Below are 23,921 nucleotides of genomic sequence, written 5' to 3' on the forward strand. Positions count from 1 at the left end.
ACGGCAGTCAGGGCCGGGGGGCCTCGCCTCCCGCGTGCACCGGGTCGGGCAGCCGGAGCGGCGGGGAGCCCGGTGTGGCCTGGAGGGCCACGGCCAGGTGCCGCAGCCCGGACTGCTTGCGCGGGGCGTCCTCGTCGGTGGTGAGGTGACCGGTCGGCAGGGCCGACAGGAGCATCCAGTCGAGCTGCCCCTCGGCGGTGCGTATGTGACTGCGTACGGTCGCGGCGTACAGGCCGGTCTCCCGTGCGGTGGCGTCGACCCGGAAGTCGAGGGCGGCCCAGGCGCGCAGGGTCCCGCCGTCGGTGGTCCGCCGGTCCGTGTGGTCCTGCCGGAGCGGGGCGAGGGCGGCGGCGGCCCAGGTGGTCACCGGCTCCCGGTCGACGAGGCCGGCGAGCCCGGGAACCGTGCCGGCGGCGGGCCGGGGCGCCGGTCCGTGCAGGGCGTGGATCTGCAGGGCCAGGGAGAGGCTGATGCGGTCCAGGGTGCGGTCCGGGTCCAGTCCCGTGGCCTGGAGCATGCCGCGCACCCTGCGCGAGAGCGTGTTGCGGTGGATGCCCAGGATGCGGCTGGCGGCCGAGACCTCGAATTCGAGGCCGAGCCCCACGGTCGACAACTGCTGATCACCGCCGCGCCGGCCCAGGACCGGGGACAGCAGCGCCGTGGCCCACTGCCGCGCTCCGGCGGGGTCGAGCGCCTCCAGCAGGCCGGGGGTCCCGGTGGCGGTGGCGGCCCGCGTGGGACTGATACGGGCGGTGGCGATGGCGTCGTAGGCCATGCTGTAGCCGTTGCCGATCTCCTCCACCGGCAGCACGGGGCTGATGCCCAGACTGAGCAGCCCGTTGTCGGCGACGAGCGTCCGCAGCCGGGCGACGGCGGGAGCCTCCGGCGCGCCGGGGTCCGGGCGCGGAGCCACGACGATGATGTGGCCCTCGAACGCCGGGCAGCGCACCGCCAGACCGTTTCCCTCGTCGTCGAGCCGCGACTTGACGCGGGCGAAGACCTCGTCACGGGGTCCGGCCGCGCAGTCGATGATGGCGATCTGCGCGTCCTCGGTGTCCAGCAGGCCGGGCGACAGCGGGCCCAGGATGCGCTGCGCCGACTCGATGTGACCGGTCATCAGGGCCTGGAACGCGGCGAGACGGACCGCCCGCAGGCTCGTCGCGAGCCGGGCGGCGCGCCCCTCGCGGGCCGCTGCGACGGGCGCCGGCGGGGGCGGGGCGGTGGGTGTCTGCGGGGGCGGGGCCAGGACGGCCGCGGTGCGGCGCAGCAGCTCCGCCTCGGGCGCGCTCCAGGGCAGCGAGCGGTGGGCGGTGAGGACCTGGCCGGTGGCGGCGACCGGGTGGACGAGGGCCGTGCCGCCGGGCGGGGCCGGGGCGGGCGCGTGCCGGCCGTGGGGCTCGTCCAGGCGTATGTCGGCGTCGAGTTCGCCGGACAGCCAGGCGAGCAGCTCGGCCGGGGCGGTCCGGGTGCCGGGCGCCAGATGGTCGAGGAGGCGGCCCAGGAGCAGGGCGTGCCGGTCGGCGCTCAGCAGCCGCTGCTCGGTGACGCGGGGGATCAGGGTGTGCCGCCAGACCGCCGCCGGCTCGGTGGAGCGCAGCAGCGGAAGGGCCGCCTGCCGGGCCGCCGCGACCAGGGCGGGGGCAGCGCGCGTCCCTCGGCGTCGGCGACGACCAGGCCGGCCGCGCGCCGGTCGGCCAGGCGCCCGAGCACGGTGGCGGCCCGGTCGGGAGCGATGCTGTCGGGTTCGCAGACGAGGAGGGTGCCGGCGAACGACTCGCCGGGCCAGTCGGCGCGGGTCAGCAGCGCGGCCCGGTCGACCGGGACGGAGTCGTCGCCGGTCCGGTCGTGCCCGGCCGGAGGGTGCAGGGCGTACTCGGACCGGCGGGCCAGGGCCGCGAGCGTGAGCATGGGGTGTGGTCTCCTCGGAGCGGTACGGGAGCGGGGCGGGGCGGGGCGGGCTGCGGTCAGTCGGGGACCGGTGTGCCGCGGTCGGCGGGCCGGCAGGTGACGCCGATGTGGACGGGGACGACGACGTCCGTACCGGTGTGCGGATCGGCCGGCCCGGTGACGGGAACAATCTGCCAGAGTCGGTCGATGACGCTCTCCACGGCCGCCTCGGCGATCAGCCGGGCCGTCGCCGATGCCGGGCAGCGGTGGGCTCCGGCTCCCCAGCCGAGATGGGAGTGGTCGTGTGTGCGGCCCAGACCGGGGGAGGTGGCCGCCGTAGCCCGCCGCCCGGCGCGCGGCGGTCGGCCGCCACGGCGGCGTCGAGGGCGGGGACCAGAGCGCCCGGGCGCTCCGGCCAGGCGCTGGTGTGCCAGACCGACTCCAGCTGCCGGGCGGTGTCGTCGCCGGTGCCCAGGGTGGTCAGCAGGGCGCGCAGCGGCAGGATGTCCGCGTACTCGCCCATCAGGTCCCCGATGCCGCGCGCGGCGATCGGGTCGAGCAACCGCCGTGCCTGTACGCGGGCATGGCGGCGCAGCGCGTGGAGGTCGAGGCCGGCGAGCGCCTCCTCCACGGCCGCGCGCAGCCGGGCGTGGGTCTCCCCGTCGGCGCCCCGCAGTCCGGGTGGCCGCCCCGCGTTCGTCGTCCGGGGGAACAGGCCGGGCCGGTCGAGGACGTGCCGTGCCTGCGGATAGCCGGTGACGACGGCGTGCGGGCAGGCGGTGGGCCCGTCGTGCAGGGTCAGGCCGTCGCCGTGCAGGGGCGGGAGGTGTGGGGTGGTCACCGTGCCTCCAGGATGGAGCGGACGAAGGTGGTCAGGGCGGGGGCCGGCGGAGCTCGTCCGCCGGGAACAGCGGGCGGCCCGGGAAGTCGTTGACGGGCGGACGACGGGGAACGGGACGCCAGGATCTAGAGCCGTTCCAGTCCACGCAGCACTCTTTCCAGCAGGGCCGTGTCCGGCACCGGCGACGACGACGGATCGGGGGCGGCCTCGGCGCGGAGCAGATCCCGGTCCAGTAACTCGGCGATCAGGGAGCGGGTGACCGCGCCGGGCAGCCGCAGACGCGCGGAGACCTCGACGACCGACATCACGCCGGTCCGGCACAGCCGCAGCACACGCAGCGGGCCGGGCCCCAGGCGTGCGGCGGCCCCGGAGTCGGCCGCGCCGTCCGGTACGCGCAGCAGGGTGGCCGGGTCCAGCGGGACACCGAGGTACGCCGCGTCCCCGGCCATCGCGAAGGACCGCGTCAGGCCGCGCCGGGTGTGGCCGTCGCTCACCCCACGCCGTCGCGCTCGCGCGTTTCCAGGACGGACCGCAGACCGTGGATCGTCTTGCCCGCCGCGCGGATCGCCTCCTGCACCTGTGCGGAGAGGCTGTCCGCCGCGACGGAGAGGGCCAGTCCGGTGCGCGCTCCGGCGGAGAGCACCAGCACGGTGTGGCTGTGGCAGTCGATCATCAGATAGCGCAGCGGGACCCGGTCCGGTGTGGTTCCGCAGAACTCGGCCAGCCCGCCGGTGAGGGACGCGAGCCCCGAGCACAGGGCGGCGGTCCGCTCGGCCGTCTCCCGCGATGTGCCGTCGGAGTGGGCCAGGGCCAGCCCGTCGCCGCTGAAGAGCACCGCGGCGATCGTCCCCCGGTGCTGGAGGAGGCGGGTGAGCTGCGGGCTCAGATCCACCTGGTCCGCCGTGAGATCACCCGTGTCCACCACGTGGCAGCTCCTCTCTGCGCGGCCCCGAGGGCGCCGGGGCGAAAAGATCGGTCAGGGCGTCCTGCAGTGCGGAGAACGCCCCCGTTCCGCCGTCCGGCAGCACGTCGGATGCCGTCTCCGGCAGGGCGGGAAGGGGCGCGGCGCGGGCGGCCGGGCGGCGCTGCGGGAGGCCGGAGGGCGCCTGCCGGGCGGGCGCCGGCGGAATCGGGCAGACGGCGCCGGTGTCCTCGTCGGCCGTCCGGGGCGGGGGCGGCGCGGGCACGGCCGCCAGGAGCGCCGGCTCCTCGACCTCGGCGAAGTGGTGCGGGCCGATGTCGAGGACGGCGAGCACACCGCCGCCCTCGGCACTCTCCAGCCGCACCGGCAGCTCGTACAGGTCGGACAGCCGGCCGGCGACGAGCAGCCCCAGCTGCTGCGCCCCGTCCAGCCGGGTCGCGTCCAGCGTCCGGCCGGCGGCCAGCGTCGCGCGGGCTCGTTCCAGCTCGCCGCGGGTCATCCCGAGCCCCTGGTCGCGGACCGTGACCCGTACCCCTCCACCGGGGCCGGCCCACTCGGCCCGTACCTGTACGGGGAGGCCGAGTAGGTGGCCGCGTTGTCCAGGAGTTCGGCCAGCACCATGGCGACCGGTTCGGCCACCCGGCCCTGTATCCACACGTCGCCCGGCTCCGCGGGCACCCAGCGGACCAGGTCGAAGTGCACGGTGCGGGCCCGCGCGCCCTCCACGATCTCCTCGACCGTGCAGTCCGCCCGCTGGACGCCCGGCCAGGCGTCGCTCAGCAGCCGCAGCCGCAGCCGCTGCACCGCGTGGCCTGCCTGGCTCACGCACCGGTCCAGTTCGTGCAGGACACCCTGCTCGACCTCCGACGTGACCTGTTCGAGCGCCTGGTCGACGGCCACCTGCGCGGTGGCCAGCGCGGTGTGCATGTGCTCGGCCGTCGTGCGGACGCCGGCCAGTGCCGAGGCGCGCAGGGACGCCGTTTCGCGTTCGGCTTCCTCGGTGGCCCGCTCCACCCGCGTCCGCGCGCGGACGGTCTCGTGGCGGGCCTGTTCGAGGACCTCGTGGACCAGCGTCTCGAACCGCCGCGCGTCGACGGGCAGTTCCTCCTTGGGCGCCTGCGCGGCGGACGTCTGCTGCTCCAGGCGCCGTACGGCGGGGCCGAGTGCTTCGCTCAGTTCGCCGTAGCGGCTGCGCCACCAGTCCACCGCCAGCGCCTCGGACCGGATACGGCCCTCCAGCCGGTGGACGGCCTCCGCCTGCGCGGCGGCGTCCGATGCCGCCACGCGGTACCGGCGCAGCGCGTCCTCGCCGTCCCGCTCGGCGGCGACGCGCCGCCTGCTCTCCCGTATCCAGCCCACGGCCGCCATCACGGCCGCGGCACCGCCCGCATACGACAGCCACGCCACCTCTGTCCCCCCGCTTCCTCGCCGGTGCGTCTGCGGCGGTGCGGCCGACCACCCCCGTGAGCCGGCCGCAACGATTTCAGGCGGCCTCGCCGTCCGGGTAGATGACCAGCAGCGTGCAGCCCGTCGCCGACTGGGGGTGGTGCACCGAGCCCGGCTCGCCGCAGATGACCGTTCCGGCGGGCCAGACGTCCCGGCCGTCGCCGAACTCGCCCTCCATGACGTGCACGATCTCCCGTACGCCGTGCCGGTCCTCGCCGAAGGCGGCGCCGCCCGCGAAGCGGAGCACCATCATCACGCTCGGGTCGGCCGCCGACGCCTCCTTGATCCGCCAGGCCGTGATCCCCTCACCGGCCTCGACCGGTTCCGGCCAGTGGCGCGGCGAGGCGATCGTGAACCCCGGAAGCATGGATGTCCCCCATTCGGTACGGCGACGGGCTCGTCGCCGCCTGCCGGTGCCGGTGAGCGTACGGCGCGTACATGCCGATTCCTACGCCACAGGTGCACCACCTGACGCACGATGCACAGCACGTGTGCACCACCCGCCCCCGGGGACGGGTGGTGCGCGGGTCGTACGGGCCGGAGGCCCTGCGGGTCAGAGCGTGAGCTCCCACTGCGAGGCGTCGTAGAAGATGCCGGGGCTGATCTCCACCGTGAGGTTCTTCGCGTCGGACGGCGCGTCGAAGGCGTAGGTCACCGTGACCTTCTTGCCCGGCAGGATCGTGCCGGTGAAGCCCTCGCCGACCTTGTCGTCGAAGATCTTCTCGGCGTTCACCCCGTCCGCGCCGGCCCGCGCATCGGCGGTGACGAGCGTGGCTTCGAACTTCTCCTTGCCGGCGTTCTCGATGACGACGGTGACCTTGTACGCCTTGTTGCCCTTGGTGTGGCCCACGGAGTATTCGCTCGGGGAGTACGCCGCCGGGTCGCCGACCGTGACCGTGAGGTCGTCGTCGTAGACCGCCGAGTCACCGGCCTCCAGCGCCTCGTCGAGGGGCTTCTCCTCGCCCTTCGCCTTGTCGCCGCCCTTGTTCTTGTCCTTGTCCTTCGCCGCGTCCCCGCCCGCCTTCGGCTTCGCGGACGCCGTCGTGTCCGACACCGCCTTGTTCAGGTCGTCCACCGCGTCGTCCACCGCCTTGAACGTGATCACCGCGCCGACCACCGACATGATCAGCGCGATCAGCGCCAGGATCGTGCCGAACGTCGCCATGCCCTTGTTCGTCGCCTCGCCCCGCTTGGCGCGGCCCCGGCCCACCAGGCCCAGGACCAGTGCGATGGTGCCGAGGATGCCCGCCAGCCAGAAGAGGAACGGGATCAGGCCGGAGACCGCGCCGATGAGCCCGAGGATCAGGGCGGCGATGCCCAGCCCGTTGCGCGCGGGGCGCATACCCGGCGCATGACCGGGGCCGTACGGCTGCTGCGGCTGGGAGTACGGGGACTGCTGCGGCTGCGTGAACTGGGACATGGCTGTGCCCTTCGGCAAGTACGGGGGAAACGTGAGCGGTTGCGGTTGCGGCTGCCGCTGTCGTGCGGCGACGGGGCAATGACACCATCATGTGTGAACCGAGTCAACACGGTTCACAGGAAATGACACACCGCTCGATGTGAACGAAGAGGATGGGCGTGCTCTGTGAACGGGTCGGTATGCTCGCCCGCACGGCCGCAACGCATCACGTGATGCGCTGTCCAGGCATCGGCCGGCAGCGGGACAGGGAGACAGCAGTGCCGGAGAACGCGACAGAGGTGACCGCCGCCGGGATCGCCCGCCTGGCCGGGGTGGGACGCGCCGCCGTCAGCAACTGGCGCCGCCGGCACGCCGACTTCCCCCAGCCCGTCGGCGGCACCGAGACCAGCCCCTCCTTCGCCCTGTCCGAGGTCGAGCGATGGCTCCGCGACCAGGGCAAACTCGTCGAGGTCCCCCTCCGCGAACGCGTCTGGCAGCAACTGGCCGGACACCCGGCCGGCGCCGTCACCGCCCTCGTCCACGTCGGCTGCGCCCTCCTCCTGGTGGACCGCAGCCCCGCCGCCTGGCGCGAGATCACCGGCGTGAGCGACGAACGGATGGCCGGCGTGCTCACCCTCGCCCTGGGCGACGTCCTCGCCGACCGCTTCGGTCCCGCCGGCAACGGACGCGCCGTCCACACCCCGGACCGCGCCGAACTCCTCCCCTCCGTCCCGCTGCTGCGCTCCGCCGCCGAACTCGCCGCCGGGACCGGCACCCGCGAGACGTACGAGTTCCTGCTCGGCCGCCAGCTCGACGCCAACCCGCGCCAGTACACGCTCACCCCGCCCGGCCTCGCCGAACTCATGGCGGAACTGGCCGGCACCGGCGACCCCGCCGTACGCACCGTCCTCGACCCCGCGGCCGGCACCGGCGCACTGCTGGCCGCCGTCCCCGGACCGGCCACCCGGTACGGGCAGGAGAGCGACCCCGGCCTCGCCGCCGTCACCGCCCTCCGCCTCGCCCTGCGCACCACCCCCGGCGCCGGCGCGCCCGACGTGCGCACCGGCGACACGCTGCGCGCCGACGCCTTCCCCGAACTGGCCGCCGACGCCGTCCTCTGCCACCCCCCGTTCAACGAACGCAACTGGGGCCACGAGGAACTCGCCTACGACCCGCGCTGGGAGTACGGACTGCCCGCCCGCACCGAGTCCGAACTCGCCTGGGTGCAGCACGCACTGGCCCGGCTGCGTGACGGCGGCACCGCCGTCCTGCTGATGCCGCCCGCCGCCGCGTCCCGCCGCTCCGGCCGCCGCATCCGTGCCGACCTCCTGCGCCGGGGCACCCTGCGCGCCGTCGTCGCCCTGCCGGCCGGCGCCGCGCCCCCCTACGGCGTCCCCCTGCACCTGTGGGTGCTGCGCAGGCCGGGCGCCGAGCCGCACCCCTCGCCCGAACTCCTCCTGGTCGACACCGCGGACCCGGCCGAGACCGCCGAGCGGGGCGGCCGCGAACGCCTGGACCCGGCCGCCCTGCGCCACACCGTGCTCGACGCCTGGCAGGCGTACGAGGACGGGCGCCCGCAGCCCGCCGACCCGCGCTCCGGCGCCTCCCGCACCGTCCCCGTCATCGAACTCCTCGACGACGACGTGGACCTCGCCCCCGCCCGCCACCTGCCGTCCCCCGCCGCCACCCGCGGCCCCGCCGAGCTGGCCGGCGTACGCGAACGGCTCACCCGCACCCTGGGCCTGGCCACCGGGCTCACCCCGCCCCCGCCCGCCCCCGCCACCCCCGCGCACCGCCCGCTCACCACCCTCGGCGAACTCGCCCGCGCCGGCGCCCTCCAGCTCCGGCACGGCGGCCCCGGCACCGGAACCGGCCCCGTCCTCACCGAACACGACGTCCTCGCGGGCACCGGCCCCTCCGGCAGCCTCCCCGCCGACGGGACACCCGAGGAACCCGTCCTCGTCGCGGCCGGCGACGTCGTCGTCCCCGTACTCGGCGGCGTCACCGTCGTCCGCGTCGTCGACGAGGCCACCGCCGGCGCCGCGCTCGGCCGCAACCTCCAGCTGCTGCGCCCCGACCCGGCCGTGCTCGACCCCTGGTTCCTCGCCGGCTTCCTGCGCGGCACCACCAACAACCGGCAGGCCAGCAGCCACGCCTCCACCGCGACCCGGCTCGACGCCCGCCGCCTCCAACTGCCGCGCCTGCCCCTGTCCGAACAGCGCCGCTACGGCGAACGCTTCCGCGCCCTCGCCGCGTTCGAGGACGCGCTGCGGCTCGCCGGACGCCTCGGCGGACAACTCGCCCAGGGCCTCTACGACGGCCTGACGGACGGTACGGTCACCCCGGAATGACAGCGGCGACGGCGGGACCGGCAGCGGACGCGGCCACCCGGAGGTGATCGGAACCACAACGGTTCCGCACAACCCCGGCGCCCCTGTCGGTGTCGCCCCTTACGCTCGAATCCGTACGCACGTCCCCGCGCGCGTACCTTCCACGACCAGGCATTCCAGGAGCAGCCATGTATGCGTCGGGTCCCGCGCCCGCGGCGCCGCGCCGAGTCCCCGGCCGGGCCTGGATCGTGTCCATGCGCGTGCTGTTCCCCGCGCTCGCGATCTGCTCCCTCGGCCTGCTGCTGTGGGCGCCGCTGCTCCGGCTGGCCTGCGTCCGCCGCCGCGCCGCGGACTGGTGGACCGCCGGCGCCGGCTTCGTCCTCGTCTGCGTGCTGCTGCCGATCATCGGCCAGGACGGCCCGGAGGGCGAGACGAACAGGCTCGACGACATCTTCATCCCGCTGCTCCTCATAGCGATGGCGGGCGCCTGCGCGCACTACCTCGTCGCCGACATCCGCCACTACGCGCGGCTCACGGCCCGGTTCCCGGACCGGGGCACCGCCCTCCCGCAGCCGGCGCCCCACTACGGCTACGCGACCACCGTCCCGCTGCCCACCCCGCTGTACGGGCCGCATGTCCCGCTGCCCGCCCCGCCCCCCTACGCACCGCCCCGCGCCCAGCCCCCGGCACCCCGGCCGCACACCACGCCGCACACCCCGACCCCCACCCCGCCCCCGCCGCCCCACCGCATCGACCAGGTCCGCGCCGAACTGGACGAGCTGAGCGACTACCTCCGCAAGGAGGAGGGCCGGTGAACGGCCGCCTCGTCGGCGGGCGGTACGAACTGGCCACGATCCTCGGCCAGGGCGGCATGGGCCAGGTCTGGACGGCCTACGACCAGCGCCTGGACCGCCGGGTCGCCGTCAAACTGCTGCGCCCCGACCGGGTCACCGGCCCCATCGGGAGCGACGCGGCGGAGGAGCTGCGCCGCCGCTTCGTCCGCGAGTGCCGCGTCACCGCCCAGGTGGACCACCCCGGCCTGGTCACCGTGCACGACGCCGGCAGCGACGGCGACGACCTCTTCCTCGTCATGCAGTACGTGGAGGGCGCCGACCTCGGCGACCACCTCGCCGAACACGACCCCTACCCCTGGCCGTGGGCCGTCGCGGTCGCCGCCCAGCTGTGCGCCGTCCTCAGCGCCGTGCACGCCGTGCCGATCGTCCACCGCGACCTCAAGCCCCGCAACGTGATGGTCCGTCCGGACGGCACCGTCCTCGTCCTCGACCTCGGCGTCGCCTCCGTCCTCGACACCGACACCACCCGGCTCACCAACACCGGCTCGCCCATCGGCTCCCCGGCCTACATGGCCCCCGAACAGGCCATGGGCGGCGCCGTCGGCCCGTACACCGACCTGTACGCCCTCGGCGTCCTGCTGCACGAACTGCTCAGCGGCGACGTGCCCTTCGCCGGCTCCACCGCCCTCGGCGTGCTCCACCGCCACCTCTACGAACCGCCCCTGCCCGTCCGGCAGATCAGGCCCGACATCCCCGAGGCCCTGGAGACACTGGTCCTGCGGCTGCTCGCCAAGGACCCGCAGCACCGCCCCGCCAGCGCCCAGGAGGTGTACGAACAGCTCGCCCCGCTGCTGCCCGCACGCGGCTCCCGGCAGCCCTCCGGCCCCCTCGACCCCACCCGCCCCTTCCTGCGCCCGCACGCCCCCTGGCCCGACCGCGCCACCGTCCCGCCGCCCGCCAGGCCCGCCCCGGCGCCCGCCCGCCCGGACGTCGCCGCAGCCGTCGACGAGGTCAAGCGCCTCCTCGGCGAAGGCCGCATCACCCAGGCCGTGGACATGCTCGGCGGCCTGCTCCCCGTCGCCGCCGAACAGCACGGCCCCGGCTCCCCGGTCGTGCGCATCCTGCGCAAGCAGTACGCCGCGACCCTCATGGACGACGGGCAGTACCGCCGCGCCCTGCCCGAGCTGCGCCGGCTCGCCGACGACCGGGCCGCCGAGGCGGGCCCCGCCGACCCGCAGACCCTCGGCTACCGCCGCGACGTCGCCCAGTGCCTGGAACAGCTCGGCGAACCCGCCGCCGCGCTCGCCGAGTACCGCGCCGTCCTGCCCTACTACGAGAACCAGTACGCCACGGGCAACGACCCGGCGCGCTCCTACGAGATCCGCCACCGCATCGGCGAACTGCTCCTCGCCCTCGGCGACCACGCCGGGGCGATCGCCCAGCTCCAGGCGCTGCTCCACGACACCGAGCGCGCCTACGGACCGCACCACCCGCTGCCCGCCGACCTGCGCCGGCAACTGGAACGGCGCGTGCAGGTCCGGGGCGGCTGAGCGGCCGGACGCCGGGAAGGGCGTCCGGGTCCGTTCACCCGATGGCCGCCCGGCCGTCACACCGGGCTCCGGCGGACGACACGTGCACCCGGTGATGTACATGGGTGCTGATCTCGCTGGTGGTGCCCTGCTACAACGAGGAAGAAGTCCTCGACCGCTTCCACGCACGCGTCACGGACGAAATGTTAGGCATCGGCCACGCGTTCGAGATCGTCTACGTGGACGACGGCAGCGCCGACCGGACCCTGCCCCTCATCGAACGACTGGCCGCCACCGACCCCCGCGTCCGCTACGTCTCCTTCAGCCGCAACTTCGGCAAGGAGGCCGCCATGCTGGCCGGACTCCAGCACGCGGACGGCGACGCCGTCGTCCTCATGGACGCCGACCTCCAGCACCCGCCCGAACTCATCGGCCGCATGCTCCAGGAACACGCACGCGGCTACGACCAGGTCATCGCCCGCCGCACCCGTGCCGGCGACCGCGTCACCCGCACCCTCACCGCACGCGCCTACTACTGGCTGATCAACCGCCTGATCGACGTCGAACTCGTGGACGGCGTCGGAGACTTCCGGCTCCTGTCGCGCCGCGCCGCCGACGCCGTGCTCTCCCTCACCGAGTACAACCGCTTCTCCAAGGGCCTCTTCGCCTGGGTCGGCTTCCCCACCACGACCTTCGGCTACGAGAACGCCGTACGCGAACAGGGCCGCTCCGCCTGGACCTTCGGCAAACTCCTCAACTACGGCCTCGACGGGCTGCTCTCCTTCAACAACAAGCCCCTGCGCGCCGCCCTCTACCTCGGCCTGCTGCTGACCTCGCTCGCCCTCCTCCACGCCGCCTGGATCGTCGGCGTCGCCCTCGTGCGCGGCGTCGAGACCCCCGGCTACGTCACCCTGCTCGTCGTGGTCACCGCGCTCGCCGGCGTCCAGATGGTGCTCGCCGGGGTCGTCGGCGAATACGTCGGCCGCATCTACTACGAGGTCAAGCGCCGCCCGCACTTCCTCGTCAAGGCCACCAACGCGCAGACCCGCCGCAACACCCCCGACCGGGAGCCGCAGGAGTTCGCCCGCCGATGACGGTCTCCGCCCAACTCGTACGTTTCGTCCTCGTCGGAGCGGTGAACACGGCCACGTACTACGGCTGCTACCTGCTGCTCCTGCACGTACTGCCGTATCTGGCCGCGCACGCCCTCGCCTTCGCGCTCAGCATGACCGGCTCCTTCTTCCTCACCTCGTACGTCACCTACCGCACCCGGCCCACCTGGCGGAAGTTCCTGCTCTTCCCGCTCACCAACGCGGCGAACTTCGTCATCACCACCGGCGGGGTCTACCTCCTCGTCGATGTGGCCGGGTTCAGCAGCCGCTACGCCCCGCCCGTCGCGGCGGCCGCCGCGATCCCCGTGACCTTCCTGCTCTCCCGCACGATCATGCTCCGACCGGACACACCGCAGAAAACGGCCGAACCAGTCGGCTGAGCCGCCCGAAGGCGGGCCACATCCCCAACTGCTCCCGAATCGTTGGTCGAATCAGTGGCCGTGACTTGTTCCACTGCCTAACATCGATCATCGCAAGGCCTTGTGCACCGCCGCACAATCTCCTCGGGAGGCTCCTTTGCACCGCCGCCGTCGCACCGCGCTCACCGTCTCCGCGGCACTGCTCGCCGCAGCGCCGCTCCTCACCGCCTGCGGCAGCCAGGCCCACCCCGGCGCCGCGGCCGTCGTCGGCGGCGAACGGATCACGGTGTCCACCGTGCAGGCCCAGGTGGCGGACGTACGCGAAGCGCAGAACTCCTCCGACCAGGCCGCCCAGCTCACCGACCGCAGTGGCCGGCTCGCCCGCGCCAAGCTGCACGGGCTGATCCTGGACCGCGTCCTGGACCGGGCGGCCGCGGACGCGGGCATCACCGTCTCCAGCGCCGAGATCCAGCAGATGCGCACGTCGGTCGTCGCGAACTACAACGGTGAGGAGGGCCTCCGGGCGGCCGTCCTCCAGGAGCGCTGGCTCGCACCGGACCAGATCGACGGCTTCCTGCGCGAGCAGATCCAGCTCACCAAGCTCGGCCAGGCACTCGGCGCCGACCTGGCCACGCCCGAGGGCAGCCGGGCCGTCGGCGAGGCCCTGACCAAGGCGTCCAAGGCGCTGAACGTCGACGTCAACCCGCGCTACGGCGCCTGGGACCACCAGCAGATCCAGCTCGGCGACTACAAGGCCCCCTGGCTCAGCCAGGTCACCCAGCAGGAGAGCGCGGTCCCGAACGCCGGGGCCTGAGAGCCGGTGCCCGCGGCCGGGTAGATTCGCCGTGTGAACGCTGAAGACCCCGGCCGCATCGTCCTGCTCACCGCCAGCCACCGGGTCGCGCCCGGACTGCTGTCCTGGCCCGCCTGGCAGGCCCTGCACGCCGCCGACGAGGTCCGCTGCGGCGAGCCGGAGCAGCCGCAGCTCCCGTATCTGCGCGAGGCCGGCGTCACCGTCACCCCCGGCCTGCCCGACGCCCAGCAGCTCGTGGACAGCTGCGCGGGCGGCCGGACCGTGATCGTTCTCACCGGCGGCGACGGCAACCAGCCGCTCACCGACGGCCTGGCCCGCCTGGCCGGCTCCGGCCGGGTCCGGATGCCCGACCTGGAGCTGCTGCCCGGCTCCTACGACCTGCCGGGCGCCCGCCTGCTCGACCTGGTCCAGATCATGGACCGCATCAGGATCGAGTGCCCCTGGACCTCGGGGAAGACCCACAAGGGCCTCGCCAAGTACGCCATCGAGGAGGCGTACGAGCTGGTCGAGGCGATCGAGGCCGGCGACCGCGAGGAACTGCGCGAGGAACTGGGCGACGTCCTGCTCCAGGTCGTCTTCCACGCCCGCATCGCCGAGGAGGACGAGCAGGAGCCGTTCTCCGTGGACGACGTCGCCGGCACGCTGATCGAGAAGCTGATCCACCGCCACCCGCACGTCTTCGGCGACGAGACCGCCGAGACCCCGGAGGACGTCCACGCCCACTGGCTGCGCACCAAGGCGATCGAGAAGCGGCGGGAATCGGTCACCGACGGGGTACCGCTCGGCCAGCCCGCCCTGGCGCTCGCCGCGAAGCTCGCGGGCCGGGCCCGCACCGCCGGGCTCGACGTGCCGCTCCCCGGCGGCGACGACATCGGCTACCGGCTCCTCGCCCTCGCCGTACGCGCCCAGGAGGACGGCATCGACCCGGAGGCCGCCCTGCGGGCCGCCGGCCGGGCGTACCGGGACGCGATCAGGACGGCCGAGGGCTCACTGCCGTGAATTCCACGGGGAGCGTACGGAGACCGCGCATGATGAGGCCGCCCCGCCAGCGGAGGTCACCGGGCTCTACGGACAGTCGAACGTCGGGGAGGCGACGGAACAGGGTTTCCAGCGCGGTGCGGCCCTCAAGCCGTGCGAGAGGGGCGCCCAAGCAGTAGTGGATGCCGTGCCCGTAGCCGAGATGCTGATTGTCCCGACGGGACAGATCGAGCGAGTCCGGCTCGGAGAAGCGGGCCGGATCGCGGTCGGCCGCCGCGAGAACCACGAGCACGGGGTCTCCCTCGCGAATCTGCGTTCCTCCGATTCGGAGCGGCTCCGTGGCGTAGCGCCAGGTGGCCAGTTCCACCGGGCCGTCGAAGCGCAGCAGTTCCTCGATGGCGGTGTCGAGGAGGCGGTCGTCTCCTCGCTGGACCGCGTTCTGGAACACGACACGCTGCGGCGGGTTCCGGAAGAAGGCGTGCGCGCTGTTGCCGATCAGGTTGATGGTCGTCTCGAAACCCGCGAAGAGGATCACGAAGCACATCGCGGCGGCCTCGTTCTCGGTGAGGTGTTCGCCGTGGTCGCTCGCCCGGATCAGTCCTGAGATCAGGTTGTCACCAGGATTCTTCCGCGTGCGGTGGATCAGTTCCGCGAGGTAGGCGCGGATCTTCTTCACGGACCGGGCGACCCCACCGCGCGGCCCGCCGCCGTGCCGGATCATCATGCCTGCCCAGTCCCGGAAGTCGTCCTGATCCTCCGCGGGTACACCGAGCAGATCACAAATGGCGTAGATAGGAAGAGGGAAGGCGAAGTCATGAATCAGATCCGCCTCCCCCTTCGCCGCGAAGTCGTCGATGAGCCGGTCCGCCAAATCCTGCACCCGGGGCCCGAATGCGGCGATCGTTCGAGGTGTGAACGCCTTGGACACCAGGCGGCGCAGCCGTGTGTGGTCGGGCGGGTCGATGTTCAGCAGATGCGTCATGAGGTTGGCGCTGCGCTCACCCGGGATACCGGTCTTGCTCCGGCCCTGGGCATCCTTGGCGTGGTGTGCCGGATTCTTGGAGAGCCGACTGTCAGCGAGGGCCTGACGCGCGTCCGCGTACCTGGTGACGAGCCATGCCTCCACCCCACTCGGCAGGGTCGTCCGGTGTACGGGGCTGTGCTCCCTCAGCCAGGCATAGGCGGGGTACGGGTCGGTGGCGAACTCCCAGGTGAAGAGTTCGGGCGGCGTGCGGTTCACACGATGACGGTATCGGGCCCCCACCGCGGGCCGTCGCGGGACGGCAACGACGATCGCCCCACACGAAAGAGTGAGGGGAGAGGCTGTTCCAGCAGTAGAGCGCTCATGTGTGCGCCATAGTCGCTCCGGAAAATGGCACCGGCCCCACAGCGTTTCATAGAGCGCCATGAGGCCGACACCTTTCCGGCGGTGCGTCAACACCCCGGGAACGGAACAGTCTCGGAGGACTGAACATGTCCATTGTGGCACGCCTGTGCCCGCCCGCATCGGCTGCGATCGTCGTGGCGAAGAGGCCACCGTCTACGACGAGTACGTGGACGAGGCGGTGTCCGGCGTGCTGGGACGCCGGCCCGAGATGGACCGTCTCGTTCTCGACGCACGTCACCTTGATTCTCCCAGGATGCCCCGTCCTTCAGGACGGGGAGGAACGGGTCCTCGGTGCGGGGCCGCGAAGCGGCGTAGTTCGCTGCACATTGGTTCTGACCTGCGTTCTCTTTCGTTGTCAGTGGGGGCTGTTAGGTTGCGGATCATGGCGACGACAGCAACGGCCGAGCGGGTTTCCGGGCTTGCCCGGTACACCTTCCGGCTGCGTGTGTCGTCGACGGCGCTCGTCCGGCTGGAGGCGGAGTGGGCGCGGTGCAGGTGGGTGTGGAACGAGTGCGTGGCCATATCCCGCAAGGTCCACGTCGCGAACCGCGATGCCGTTGAGAAGACGACGTGTGGTCCGGGCCGGCTCGACAGGCTGTTGACCGGGGCTCGGCAGTCGATGGTGTGGCTGCGTGAGGGTGCGTCGGTGCCGCAGCAGCAGGTCATCCGTGACTTCGCCACGTCCCGTGCCAAGGCGGTCAAGGACATCGAGGCCAGGGTGCCGGTGCGGCGGCGGGCCGGGATGCCCCGGATGAAGCGGAAGCGGGACGCACGGCCCACGCTGAACTACACCCGGCGCGGATTCCGCCTCAAGAAGGGCCGTCTCCACCTTGCGGGCGGCATCGTCCTGACGGTCGTGTGGTCTCGCGGGCTGCCGTCCGTGCCGTCCTCGGTGCGGGTGTACCGGGACAGTCTGGGCCACTGGTACGCGTCGTTCGTCGTCGCCACCGAACCCGAGCCGCTGCCCGCCACGGGGCGTGTGCTCGGCGTGGACTGGGGCGTGAAGGAGACCGCCACCACCACATCCGATGTCCACGACCTCCGCCATCCCGAACACGGGAGGAGCGCGGCGCGGAAGCTTGGGCGTTATCAGCGGATGATGGCCCGCCGCCGCCCCGCCAGGGGCAAGGCAGCCTCCAAGGGCTACCGCCACGCCCGGCGGCAGGCCGCGAAGGTGCACAAGAAGGTGGTCCGGCAGCGGCAGGACACCGCCCGTAAGTGGGCCAAGGCGGTGGTCCTCGACCACGACGCCATCGCGGTCGAGGACTTCCGGCCGAAGTTCCTGGCGAAGACCAGCATGGCCCGCAAGGCCGCCGACGCAGCGATCGGCGCCACCAAGACCGCCCTCATCGAGATGGGGCGTAAGCACGGCCGGGACATCCGTCTCGTGCATCCCGCGCACACCACCATGGACTGCGCGTCGTGCGGAGCGAGAACCAAGCACGCACTACCTCTCTCGGAACGTACCTACACCTGCACCGCGTGCGGAGCCGTGTCCCCCAGGGACAAGAACTCCGCCCGCGTGATGCTGGTCCGGGCTGGTCTCAACCCGGCTGGTGCCGATCGTGCAAGAGCCGGCGGACCGCAGGTCCCCAGCCAACGTGAGCCAGGAATCCCCGCCCTCCGGGACGGGGAGGATGTCAAGAATCCAGGGTGCTCTTCGCCACCGAGTTCATCGTCGACCGGGGCATGAACATTTCCGGGGCGTGCGAGGAGCTGAACGCGTGCGGGCTTCTCACCCGTAGTGGTGTGCCGTGGGGGCGGCGAATCTCCGCAACCGCCTGTACAGCGAGACCGTTCGCTGTGGCCATGTCGTCCACCGAGAGACCGGTCGAGGTGCCGAAAGGAAATGCCGGCCCGCCGGTGAGGGGGTGTCGCGAAGCTCTTGACACCCGGACAGCCCTGTGATGCGGCGGGTTTGGCGCTTCCTTCCGGCTGCGGAGCGGGGCCTACATCGGCTCGCAATCGTGACACTCTGTCAACTCTGTGACTTTCACGTGATCTGCGCTGCATCGACTTGTGACACACGTTCGACTCCGGCTAGGTTCACCGTTCGACTCACCAGTCGCTTGTCAGTAGTCGCTTGTCAGTCACACGGAAGGCATCTCCCATGGGCTCCGCGAACGGCAGACACCGCCGCCCTCGTCAGGCACCCGCCATCGTCGTCGCGGCGGGCGTCACGGGATCGGCCCTGGCCATCCCCCTGCTCGGCGCGTCCGGGGCGCACGCGGCCGACGCCGCGACCTGGGACCGGGTGGCCGAGTGCGAGAGCGGCGGCACCTGGAGCGCCGACCTCGGCAACGGCTCGTACGGCGGCCTCCAGTTCACGCCGGAGCTGTGGAAGGCGTACGGCGGTGAGGCGTACGCCGAGCGCGCCGACCTCGCCAGCCGCGCGCAGCAGATCGCGGTGGCCGAGAAGGTCCTGGCCGACAAGGGTCCGAAGGCGTGGCCCAGCTGCGCGGTGATCTCCGGGCTCGCCAAGAGCACCGGCACGGCGGACGTGGACCCGGGCGACGAGGCGGCCGACGCGCCCGCCCGCAGCGCGGACGCGGGCCTGGACGCCGGACTCGGCACCGACCCGGAGGACGACGCCACCGCGTCGGACCGGTCCGCGTCGGACGGGTCTGCGGACGCCGCGGCCGGCGGTACGGCCGCGGACCGGGGCGCCGGCAAGAGCGCGAGCCCGAGCACGGGCAAGGCCAAGGCCAAGGGCAAGCACGCGGGCCGGAGCGCGGAGGACGGCGCGTCCGCAGACGCCTCCGCCTCGCCGTCCGCCGACCCCTCCGGCACCCCCTCCGCGGACCCCTCCGGCGCGAGTGACCCCGCGGCCGGCGCGTCGGACGCCGCGGGGGAGCAGGGCGGCAAGCACCGGGGCGCCCCGGCCGCCGAGGACACCCCGGCGGACAGCGGGCGCGACGCGGGCCGGCACGCCTCGCGGGGCGACGGTGACGGCCGCGACGGCGGTGCGCGGCCGGACGGCGACACGTACACCGTGCGGCCGGGCGACAACCTCTGGGCGATCGCCGAGGCGCAGGACGTGCCCGGCGGCTGGCCGGAGCTGTACGAGGCGAACAAGGACGAGGTGGGCTCCGACCCGGACCTCATCCTGCCCGGTCAGAGCCTCGATCTGGGGGCTGACGCCCGCTGAGGTTTGGGTGGTTTGAGAGGCCCGTGTCCCACTTTTGACCGAGTGAGACATGGGTCTCTTTGCGTGAACTCACGCGCCTTGTCCGGGAGGTCCCGCCGCATCCCTTCCGACCTGCGCAAACGAGGGTTCTTCGGATGCTCTTACGTGATGATTATCCGGTATGTCCGTCTTTGAATATGACGGTTGGGTGTGATTACGGTCGGAACCGCTCGCACCGCGGGCCCCGTCGACCGTCACGCCGAATCCTGCCGTCGGTCGAAGGGAACAGACGCGAAAGCGCCGTAGGCAGGAGCGGGGGACCCAGGTAGGCGCCGGGCCCGATCGTCGCAAGACGCATCAGGACCGGCTTGGGGTGAAGTCGCGTGCTAGGACGTGCGACCGGGCAACTCACTTGGCCCGAACCCGACAGCTCACCTCGTAGGCGTCGGTGAGGAGAAGACTCGATGCTGCTCAACCGCAAGAGCAACAAGCACCGCCGTCCGTCCAAGGCCGTCCGTCTCGCCACCCTGGCCGGTGTCGCCGGCGCCGCCGTGGCCGTGCCCCTGATGGGCGCCACCAACGCCTCCGCCGCCTCGGTCGCCACCTGGGACGCCGTCGCCCAGTGCGAGTCCGGTGGCAACTGGTCCATCAACACGGGCAACGGCTACTACGGCGGTCTGCAGTTCTCCCAGTCCAGCTGGGCCGCCGCCGGCGGTACGCAGTACGCCCCGCGCGCCGACCTGGCCACCAAGGCCCAGCAGATCGCCACCGCCGAGCGCCTCCTGGATATGCAGGGTCCGGGCGCCTGGGCCTGCGCCGGTGCCGGCGGCCTGACCAACGACGGCGTCGACCCCGGTGTGGACACCGGCTCCGGTGCCGCGAAGCAGGAGACCGCGCCGAAGCAGGAGGCCGCCCCCAAGCAGGAGGCCGCGCCGAAGCGGGAGTCCGCCCCGAAGCGCACCGAGGCCCCGGCCACCAACCGCTCCGACCGCTCCGACGCGCCGAACGAGGCCGCGAAGAAGACGGTCACCACTCCCACCGGCAAGAAGGTCGCCAAGGGCGACGGCGAGTACAAGGTCGTCACCGGCGACTCGCTGAGCAAGATCGCCGCCGACCACCACGTCAAGGGCGGCTGGGAGCGGCTGTTCGAGCTGAACAAGGACATCGTCCAGGACGCCGACCTGATCTACCCCGGTCAGAAGCTCCACCTGACGAAGTAGTCGCGGCCTCTCCTCGCTGATCGCCTGCCGGCCCGGTCCGTTCAACTGTTGTAGTTACCAGTCGGTAACTATCTGGCGTTGCGTCCGCTTATGCCCGCCCTTGGGTCCTTTTTCGTCCCAGGGGGCGGGCGCCCCGCCGACGCGGAGGGCCGGGCCGGTTAGGCTCTTGTGGCAAGGCCAAAGTGACCCTGCACCATCAGCGTCATATCCCAGAAGGAGATGCCTCGTGCCGTCCATCGACGTCGTCGTAGCCAGGGAAATCCTCGACTCACGGGGGAACCCCACGGTCGAGGTCGAGGTCGGCCTCGACGACGGCAGCACCGGGCGTGCTGCTGTTCCGTCCGGCGCCTCCACCGGCGCGTTCGAGGCCATTGAGCTTCGTGACGGCGACCCCAACCGCTACCAGGGCAAGGGCGTCGAGAAGGCCGTCCTCGCGGTGATCGAGCAGATCGGCCCGGAGCTCGTCGGCTACGACGCCACCGAGCAGCGCCTCATCGACCAGGCGATGTTCGACCTGGACGCCACGGAGAACAAGGGCTCGCTCGGCGCCAACGCCATCCTCGGCGTCTCCCTCGCCGTCGCCCACGCCGCCTCCGAGGCCAGCGACCTCCCGCTGTTCCGCTACCTCGGCGGCCCGAACGCGCACCTGCTGCCCGTTCCGATGATGAACATCCTCAACGGCGGCTCGCACGCCGACTCCAACGTGGACATCCAGGAGTTCATGATCGCGCCGATCGGCGCCGAGTCGTTCTCCGAGGCGCTGCGCTGGGGCGCCGAGGTCTACCACACGCTCAAGAAGGTCCTGAAGACCAAGGGCCTGTCCACCGGTCTCGGCGACGAGGGCGGCTTCGCGCCGAACCTGGAGTCCAACCGCGCCGCCCTCGACCTCATCATCGAGGCCATCAAGGAGGCCGGTTACGTCCCGGGCAAGGACATCGCGCTCGCGCTCGACGTCGCCGCGTCCGAGTTCTACAAGGACGGCTCCTACGAGTTCGAGGGCAAGTCCCGCTCGGCCGCCGAGATGACCGAGTACTACGAGGAGCTGGTCTCCGCGTACCCGCTGGTCTCCATCGAGGACCCGCTGTACGAGGACGACTGGGCGGGCTGGAAGATCATCACCGACAAGCTCGGCGCCAAGGTCCAGATCGTCGGCGACGACCTCTTCGTCACCAACCCGGAGCGCCTGGCCCGCGGCATCGAGGAGGGCTCCGCCAACGCCCTGCTCGTCAAGGTCAACCAGATCGGTTCGCTGACCGAGACCCTGGACGCCGTGGAGCTGGCCCAGCGCAACGGCTTCAAGTGCATGATGTCGCACCGCTCCGGCGAGACCGAGGACGTCACCATCGCCGACCTCGCGGTCGCGGTGAACTGCGGCCAGATCAAGACCGGCGCCCCGGCCCGCTCGGACCGCGTCGCCAAGTACAACCAGCTGCTGCGCATCGAGGAGATCCTCGACGACGCCGCGGTGTACGCGGGCCGCTCGGCGTTCCCCCGGTTCCGCCCCGCGAACTGACGAACGCCGTACGGGCGGCCGCCCGGCAGGGCGACCACCCCCGCCTCCGTCCGTCCCCGCACCCGGTCCCGTACCGTGTGCGGGGACGGACGTACGTGCGTAATGGGGAGGCGGGAACATGGCCGCGAAGGACCGGGACCGGTTCTCCACCGCTACCCGGCTGCGGCTGCTCGGCGAGCAGACCGCGGCCCGCGTCTACCGGTCGCAGAACCGGCGGCAGGCCCGCCGCTCCCGGCTCACCGGCCGGGCCGCCTTCCTGGCCCTGATCGTCTGCTCGCTGGTGGTCGCCCTGGCGTACCCGATGCGGCAGTACGTGTCGCAGCGCGACGAGATCGCCGACCAGCGGCGGCTGTCGCGGGAGGCCGAGGAGCGCACCGAGGAGCTGCGGGACGAGAAGGCCCGGCTCCAGGACGACGCGTACATCAGGCGGCTGGCCCGCGAGCACCTGCACTACGTTCTTCCCGGGGAGACCGGCTACACCGTGGTCGACCCCGACGCGGCCCGTGCGCGCGGCGGGAAGCCGTCCGGGACGGACCGGCCGTGGTACTCCAACCTGTGGGACGGCGTGGACAGCGCCGACCGCGGCTGACGGCCGTCGTCCCCATCCCCGTACCCCTGTCGAACCGGCACCCCGCGGGTTCGCGCAGCCCGACCAGATTTCAAGGCAGGCATGGAAACGCCCCCTCCCCAGACCGAGTCCACCGTCCCCACCGAGGCGGACATCGCCGCGTTCCAGCAGCAGCTGGGGCGCCCGCCGCGCGGGCTGCGCGCCATCGCGCACCGCTGCCCCTGCGGCAACCCGGACGTGGTCGAGACGCAGCCCCGGCTGGAGGACGGTACGCCGTTCCCGACGACGTACTACCTGACCTGCCCGCGCGCGGCGTCCGCGATCGGCACGCTGGAGGCGAACGGGGTCATGAAGGAGATGACCGAGCGCCTGGGCACCGACCCGGAGCTGGTGGCGGCCTACCGGGCGGCGCACGAGGACTACATCGCGCGGCGGGACGCCATCGAGGTCCTTGAGGGCTTCCCGAGCGCCGGCGGCATGCCGGACCGGGTCAAGTGCCTCCATGTGCTCGTGGGGCACTCGCTGGCGGCCGGGCCCGGGGTGAACCCGCTGGGCGACGAGGCGATCGCGATGCTGCCGGAGTGGTGGCGCAAGGGGCCGTGCGTCACGCCGTGCGGCGAGCAGGGTACGGACGAGGGCGGGGAGGCGTCGGCATGACGCGCGTGGCCGCCGTCGACTGCGGCACCAACTCGATCCGGCTGCTGGTCGCGGACGCCGATCCGGCGACCGGGGAGCTGGTCGAGTACGCCCGGCTGATGGAGATCGTCCGGCTGGGCCAGGGCGTCGACCGCACCGGCCGGCTCGCCCCGGAGGCGCTGGAGCGTACGTTCGCCGCCTGCCGGCGGTACGCGGAGGTGATCGGGGAGCACGGCGCCGAGAAGGTCCGCTTCGTCGCCACCTCCGCCTCGCGGGACGCGGAGAACCGGGACGACTTCGTACGCGGGGTGCTGGACATCCTGGGCGTCGAGCCCGAGGTGATCAGTGGCGACCAGGAGGCGGCGTTCTCCTTCGACGGGGCGACCAGGGAGCTGACGGGCCGCGACGACCTGGCGAAGCCGTACCTGGTCGTGGACATCGGCGGCGGCTCCACGGAGTTCGTGGTGGGCGACGACCGGGTACGGGCCGCCCGCTCCGTGGACATCGGCTGCGTCCGGATGACCGAACGCCACCTCATGCGCGGCGGCGCCGTCGAGGACCCGGTCCCGCCCGAGTCCGCGGCGGCGATCCGCGCGGACGTGGCCGCCGCCCTCGACCTGGCGGCGGAGACCGTCCCGCTCACCTCCGCGGCGACCCTGGTGGGCCTCGCCGGCACGGTCACCACGGTGGCCGCGATCGCGCTGGGCCTGGAGGAGTACGACTCCGAGGCGATCCACCACTCCCGTGTCCCCCTGGACCGGGTCCGCGAGATCACCGCCCGCCTCCTGGCGTCCACGCACGCGGAACGCGCGGCGATCGGCGCCATGCACCCGGGCCGGGTCGACGTCATCACCTCCGGAGCCCTGATCCTCCAGTCGGTGATGGAACGAACGGGCGCGCGGGAAATCGTCGTGAGCGAACACGACATCCTGGACGGAATCGCCTGGTCCCTGGCCTGACCGACCGGCCCCGCCGGGCGCTCATGCGTCCTTCCGGCCGCCCCTTTGAGTGGGCGGGATGTGCCTGGTGGGGCGGCTTCCGGGCCGCCCCGCGACCAAC

The 23,921-nt window shown here is 72.8% G+C and carries 25 protein-coding genes and 1 riboswitch; of the genes, 14 read left to right on the forward strand and 11 right to left on the reverse strand.

Annotated features, from left to right (window positions below):
• Positions 1 to 7: 7 nt before the first annotated feature.
• The 10 genes from DNK56_RS04720 to DNK56_RS04760 all read right to left on the reverse strand — a co-directional run bounded on the left by DNK56_RS04720 (position 8) and on the right by DNK56_RS04760 (position 6,516).
• On the reverse strand, positions 8 to 1,117 hold the full coding sequence (locus DNK56_RS04720; protein ID WP_111330716.1) for a helix-turn-helix domain-containing protein: 1,110 nt from the start codon (positions 1,115 to 1,117) through the stop codon (positions 8 to 10).
• Positions 1,118 to 1,554: 437 nt separating this feature from the next.
• Positions 1,555 to 1,908: a hypothetical protein gene (locus DNK56_RS04725; protein WP_111330719.1), complete on the reverse strand. Its 354-nt coding sequence runs from the start codon at positions 1,906 to 1,908 to the stop codon at positions 1,555 to 1,557.
• Between the two features lie 56 nt (positions 1,909 to 1,964).
• Positions 1,965 to 2,108 (reverse strand): hypothetical protein, encoded by a 144-nt coding sequence (locus DNK56_RS34905; RefSeq protein ID WP_158558548.1) that lies wholly within the window; start codon positions 2,106 to 2,108, stop codon positions 1,965 to 1,967.
• Positions 2,109 to 2,122: 14 nt separating this feature from the next.
• On the reverse strand, positions 2,123 to 2,728 hold the full coding sequence (locus tag DNK56_RS04730; protein ID WP_111330721.1) for a hypothetical protein: 606 nt from the start codon (positions 2,726 to 2,728) through the stop codon (positions 2,123 to 2,125).
• 125 nt (positions 2,729 to 2,853) lie between these two features.
• Entirely contained in the window at positions 2,854 to 3,222 is a 369-nt protein-coding gene (locus tag DNK56_RS04735) for a DUF742 domain-containing protein (protein ID WP_111330724.1), read from the reverse strand.
• On the reverse strand, positions 3,219 to 3,653 hold the full coding sequence (locus DNK56_RS04740) for a roadblock/LC7 domain-containing protein (RefSeq protein ID WP_206750615.1): 435 nt from the start codon (positions 3,651 to 3,653) through the stop codon (positions 3,219 to 3,221). Before DNK56_RS04740 ends, DNK56_RS04735 begins: the two co-directional genes overlap by 4 nt.
• Positions 3,637 to 4,149: a hypothetical protein gene (locus DNK56_RS04745; RefSeq protein WP_111330726.1), complete on the reverse strand. Its 513-nt coding sequence runs from the start codon at positions 4,147 to 4,149 to the stop codon at positions 3,637 to 3,639. Before DNK56_RS04745 ends, DNK56_RS04740 begins: the two co-directional genes overlap by 17 nt.
• Positions 4,146 to 5,057 (reverse strand): hypothetical protein, encoded by a 912-nt coding sequence (locus DNK56_RS04750; protein ID WP_111330728.1) that lies wholly within the window; start codon positions 5,055 to 5,057, stop codon positions 4,146 to 4,148. Before DNK56_RS04750 ends, DNK56_RS04745 begins: the two co-directional genes overlap by 4 nt.
• 76 nt (positions 5,058 to 5,133) lie before the next feature.
• Entirely contained in the window at positions 5,134 to 5,463 is a 330-nt protein-coding gene (locus tag DNK56_RS04755) for a cupin domain-containing protein (protein WP_111330730.1), read from the reverse strand.
• A gap of 186 nt (positions 5,464 to 5,649) precedes the next feature.
• Entirely contained in the window at positions 5,650 to 6,516 is an 867-nt protein-coding gene (locus tag DNK56_RS04760) for a DUF4190 domain-containing protein (RefSeq protein ID WP_111330732.1), read from the reverse strand.
• Between the two features lie 257 nt (positions 6,517 to 6,773).
• Here DNK56_RS04760 and DNK56_RS04765 point away from each other — a divergent pair, with 257 nt between their 5' ends.
• From DNK56_RS04765 to DNK56_RS04795, 7 genes are all read left to right on the forward strand, one after another.
• Positions 6,774 to 8,846 (forward strand): N-6 DNA methylase, encoded by a 2,073-nt coding sequence (locus DNK56_RS04765; RefSeq protein WP_111330734.1) that lies wholly within the window; start codon positions 6,774 to 6,776, stop codon positions 8,844 to 8,846.
• A 233-nt stretch (positions 8,847 to 9,079) separates the two neighbouring features.
• Positions 9,080 to 9,640: a hypothetical protein gene (locus DNK56_RS04770; protein WP_241989760.1), complete on the forward strand. Its 561-nt coding sequence runs from the start codon at positions 9,080 to 9,082 to the stop codon at positions 9,638 to 9,640.
• Entirely contained in the window at positions 9,637 to 11,169 is a 1,533-nt protein-coding gene (locus DNK56_RS04775) for a serine/threonine-protein kinase (RefSeq protein WP_111330738.1), read from the forward strand. The genes DNK56_RS04770 and DNK56_RS04775 overlap by 4 nt, the downstream gene beginning before the upstream one ends.
• Before the next feature lie 104 nt (positions 11,170 to 11,273).
• Positions 11,274 to 12,242: a glycosyltransferase family 2 protein gene (locus DNK56_RS04780; protein ID WP_111330741.1), complete on the forward strand. Its 969-nt coding sequence runs from the start codon at positions 11,274 to 11,276 to the stop codon at positions 12,240 to 12,242.
• Positions 12,239 to 12,640, forward strand: coding sequence for a GtrA family protein (locus DNK56_RS04785; protein ID WP_111330744.1), 402 nt, complete (start codon positions 12,239 to 12,241; stop codon positions 12,638 to 12,640). The genes DNK56_RS04780 and DNK56_RS04785 overlap by 4 nt, the downstream gene beginning before the upstream one ends.
• Positions 12,641 to 12,776: 136 nt before the next feature.
• Positions 12,777 to 13,433, forward strand: a complete 657-nt coding sequence (locus DNK56_RS04790) for a SurA N-terminal domain-containing protein (RefSeq protein WP_111330746.1) — start codon at positions 12,777 to 12,779, stop codon at positions 13,431 to 13,433.
• A 33-nt stretch (positions 13,434 to 13,466) separates the two neighbouring features.
• A complete protein-coding gene (locus DNK56_RS04795; RefSeq protein ID WP_111330749.1) occupies positions 13,467 to 14,432 on the forward strand; it encodes a nucleoside triphosphate pyrophosphohydrolase in 966 nt (321 codons plus the stop codon).
• Here DNK56_RS04795 and DNK56_RS04800 read toward each other — a convergent pair.
• On the reverse strand, positions 14,404 to 15,651 hold the full coding sequence (locus tag DNK56_RS04800; RefSeq protein ID WP_342211071.1) for a cytochrome P450 family protein: 1,248 nt from the start codon (positions 15,649 to 15,651) through the stop codon (positions 14,404 to 14,406). The genes DNK56_RS04795 and DNK56_RS04800 overlap by 29 nt on opposite strands.
• Before the next feature lie 529 nt (positions 15,652 to 16,180).
• Between DNK56_RS04800 and DNK56_RS04805 the strand changes: the two genes are divergently transcribed.
• From DNK56_RS04805 to DNK56_RS04835, 7 genes are all read left to right on the forward strand, one after another.
• Complete coding sequence (locus tag DNK56_RS04805; RefSeq protein WP_241989761.1) at positions 16,181 to 17,491, forward strand: RNA-guided endonuclease InsQ/TnpB family protein; 1,311 nt, start codon at positions 16,181 to 16,183, stop codon at positions 17,489 to 17,491.
• 417 nt (positions 17,492 to 17,908) lie between these two features.
• Positions 17,909 to 18,946: a LysM peptidoglycan-binding domain-containing protein gene (locus DNK56_RS04810; RefSeq protein ID WP_111330754.1), complete on the forward strand. Its 1,038-nt coding sequence runs from the start codon at positions 17,909 to 17,911 to the stop codon at positions 18,944 to 18,946.
• Positions 18,947 to 19,213: 267 nt separating this feature from the next.
• Positions 19,214 to 19,385: riboswitch (cyclic di-AMP (ydaO/yuaA leader) on the forward strand.
• A 4-nt stretch (positions 19,386 to 19,389) separates the two neighbouring features.
• Positions 19,390 to 20,145, forward strand: a complete 756-nt coding sequence (locus DNK56_RS04815; protein WP_111330757.1) for a LysM peptidoglycan-binding domain-containing protein — start codon at positions 19,390 to 19,392, stop codon at positions 20,143 to 20,145.
• Between the two features lie 226 nt (positions 20,146 to 20,371).
• A complete protein-coding gene (gene eno, locus DNK56_RS04820) occupies positions 20,372 to 21,658 on the forward strand; it encodes a phosphopyruvate hydratase (RefSeq protein ID WP_111330759.1) in 1,287 nt (428 codons plus the stop codon).
• Between the two features lie 118 nt (positions 21,659 to 21,776).
• Positions 21,777 to 22,247 (forward strand): FtsB family cell division protein, encoded by a 471-nt coding sequence (locus DNK56_RS04825; protein ID WP_111330761.1) that lies wholly within the window; start codon positions 21,777 to 21,779, stop codon positions 22,245 to 22,247.
• An 81-nt stretch (positions 22,248 to 22,328) separates the two neighbouring features.
• Positions 22,329 to 22,883 (forward strand): DUF501 domain-containing protein, encoded by a 555-nt coding sequence (locus tag DNK56_RS04830; RefSeq protein ID WP_111330764.1) that lies wholly within the window; start codon positions 22,329 to 22,331, stop codon positions 22,881 to 22,883.
• Entirely contained in the window at positions 22,880 to 23,821 is a 942-nt protein-coding gene (locus DNK56_RS04835) for a Ppx/GppA phosphatase family protein (RefSeq protein ID WP_111330766.1), read from the forward strand. Before DNK56_RS04830 ends, DNK56_RS04835 begins: the two co-directional genes overlap by 4 nt.
• Positions 23,822 to 23,921: the final 100 nt, after the last annotated feature.

It is taken from the genome of Streptomyces sp. AC1-42W, assembly GCF_003248355.1.
In the GTDB taxonomy this organism is placed as follows: Bacteria; Actinomycetota; Actinomycetes; order Streptomycetales; family Streptomycetaceae; genus Streptomyces.

What these genes read in the sequence shown, in the direction of transcription:
- DNK56_RS04720 (WP_111330716.1), bottom strand. Translation starts at nt 1,117, where the DNA reads ATGACCGGTCACATCGAGTCGGCGCAGCGCATCCTGGGCCCGCTGTCG.
- DNK56_RS04725 (WP_111330719.1), bottom strand. Translation starts at nt 1,908, where the DNA reads ATGCTCACGCTCGCGGCCCTGGCCCGCCGGTCCGAGTACGCCCTGCAC.
- DNK56_RS04745 (WP_111330726.1), bottom strand. Translation starts at nt 4,149, where the DNA reads ATGACCCGCGGCGAGCTGGAACGAGCCCGCGCGACGCTGGCCGCCGGC.
- DNK56_RS04755 (WP_111330730.1), bottom strand. Translation starts at nt 5,463, where the DNA reads ATGCTTCCGGGGTTCACGATCGCCTCGCCGCGCCACTGGCCGGAACCG.
- DNK56_RS04760 (WP_111330732.1), bottom strand. Translation starts at nt 6,516, where the DNA reads ATGTCCCAGTTCACGCAGCCGCAGCAGTCCCCGTACTCCCAGCCGCAG.
- DNK56_RS04770 (WP_241989760.1), top strand. Translation starts at nt 9,080, where the DNA reads ATGCGCGTGCTGTTCCCCGCGCTCGCGATCTGCTCCCTCGGCCTGCTG.
- DNK56_RS04785 (WP_111330744.1), top strand. Translation starts at nt 12,239, where the DNA reads ATGACGGTCTCCGCCCAACTCGTACGTTTCGTCCTCGTCGGAGCGGTG.
- DNK56_RS04805 (WP_241989761.1), top strand. Translation starts at nt 16,181, where the DNA reads ATGGCGACGACAGCAACGGCCGAGCGGGTTTCCGGGCTTGCCCGGTAC.
- DNK56_RS04810 (WP_111330754.1), top strand. Translation starts at nt 17,909, where the DNA reads ATGGGCTCCGCGAACGGCAGACACCGCCGCCCTCGTCAGGCACCCGCC.
- DNK56_RS04815 (WP_111330757.1), top strand. Translation starts at nt 19,390, where the DNA reads ATGCTGCTCAACCGCAAGAGCAACAAGCACCGCCGTCCGTCCAAGGCC.
- DNK56_RS04825 (WP_111330761.1), top strand. Translation starts at nt 21,777, where the DNA reads ATGGCCGCGAAGGACCGGGACCGGTTCTCCACCGCTACCCGGCTGCGG.
- DNK56_RS04830 (WP_111330764.1), top strand. Translation starts at nt 22,329, where the DNA reads ATGGAAACGCCCCCTCCCCAGACCGAGTCCACCGTCCCCACCGAGGCG.
- DNK56_RS04835 (WP_111330766.1), top strand. Translation starts at nt 22,880, where the DNA reads ATGACGCGCGTGGCCGCCGTCGACTGCGGCACCAACTCGATCCGGCTG.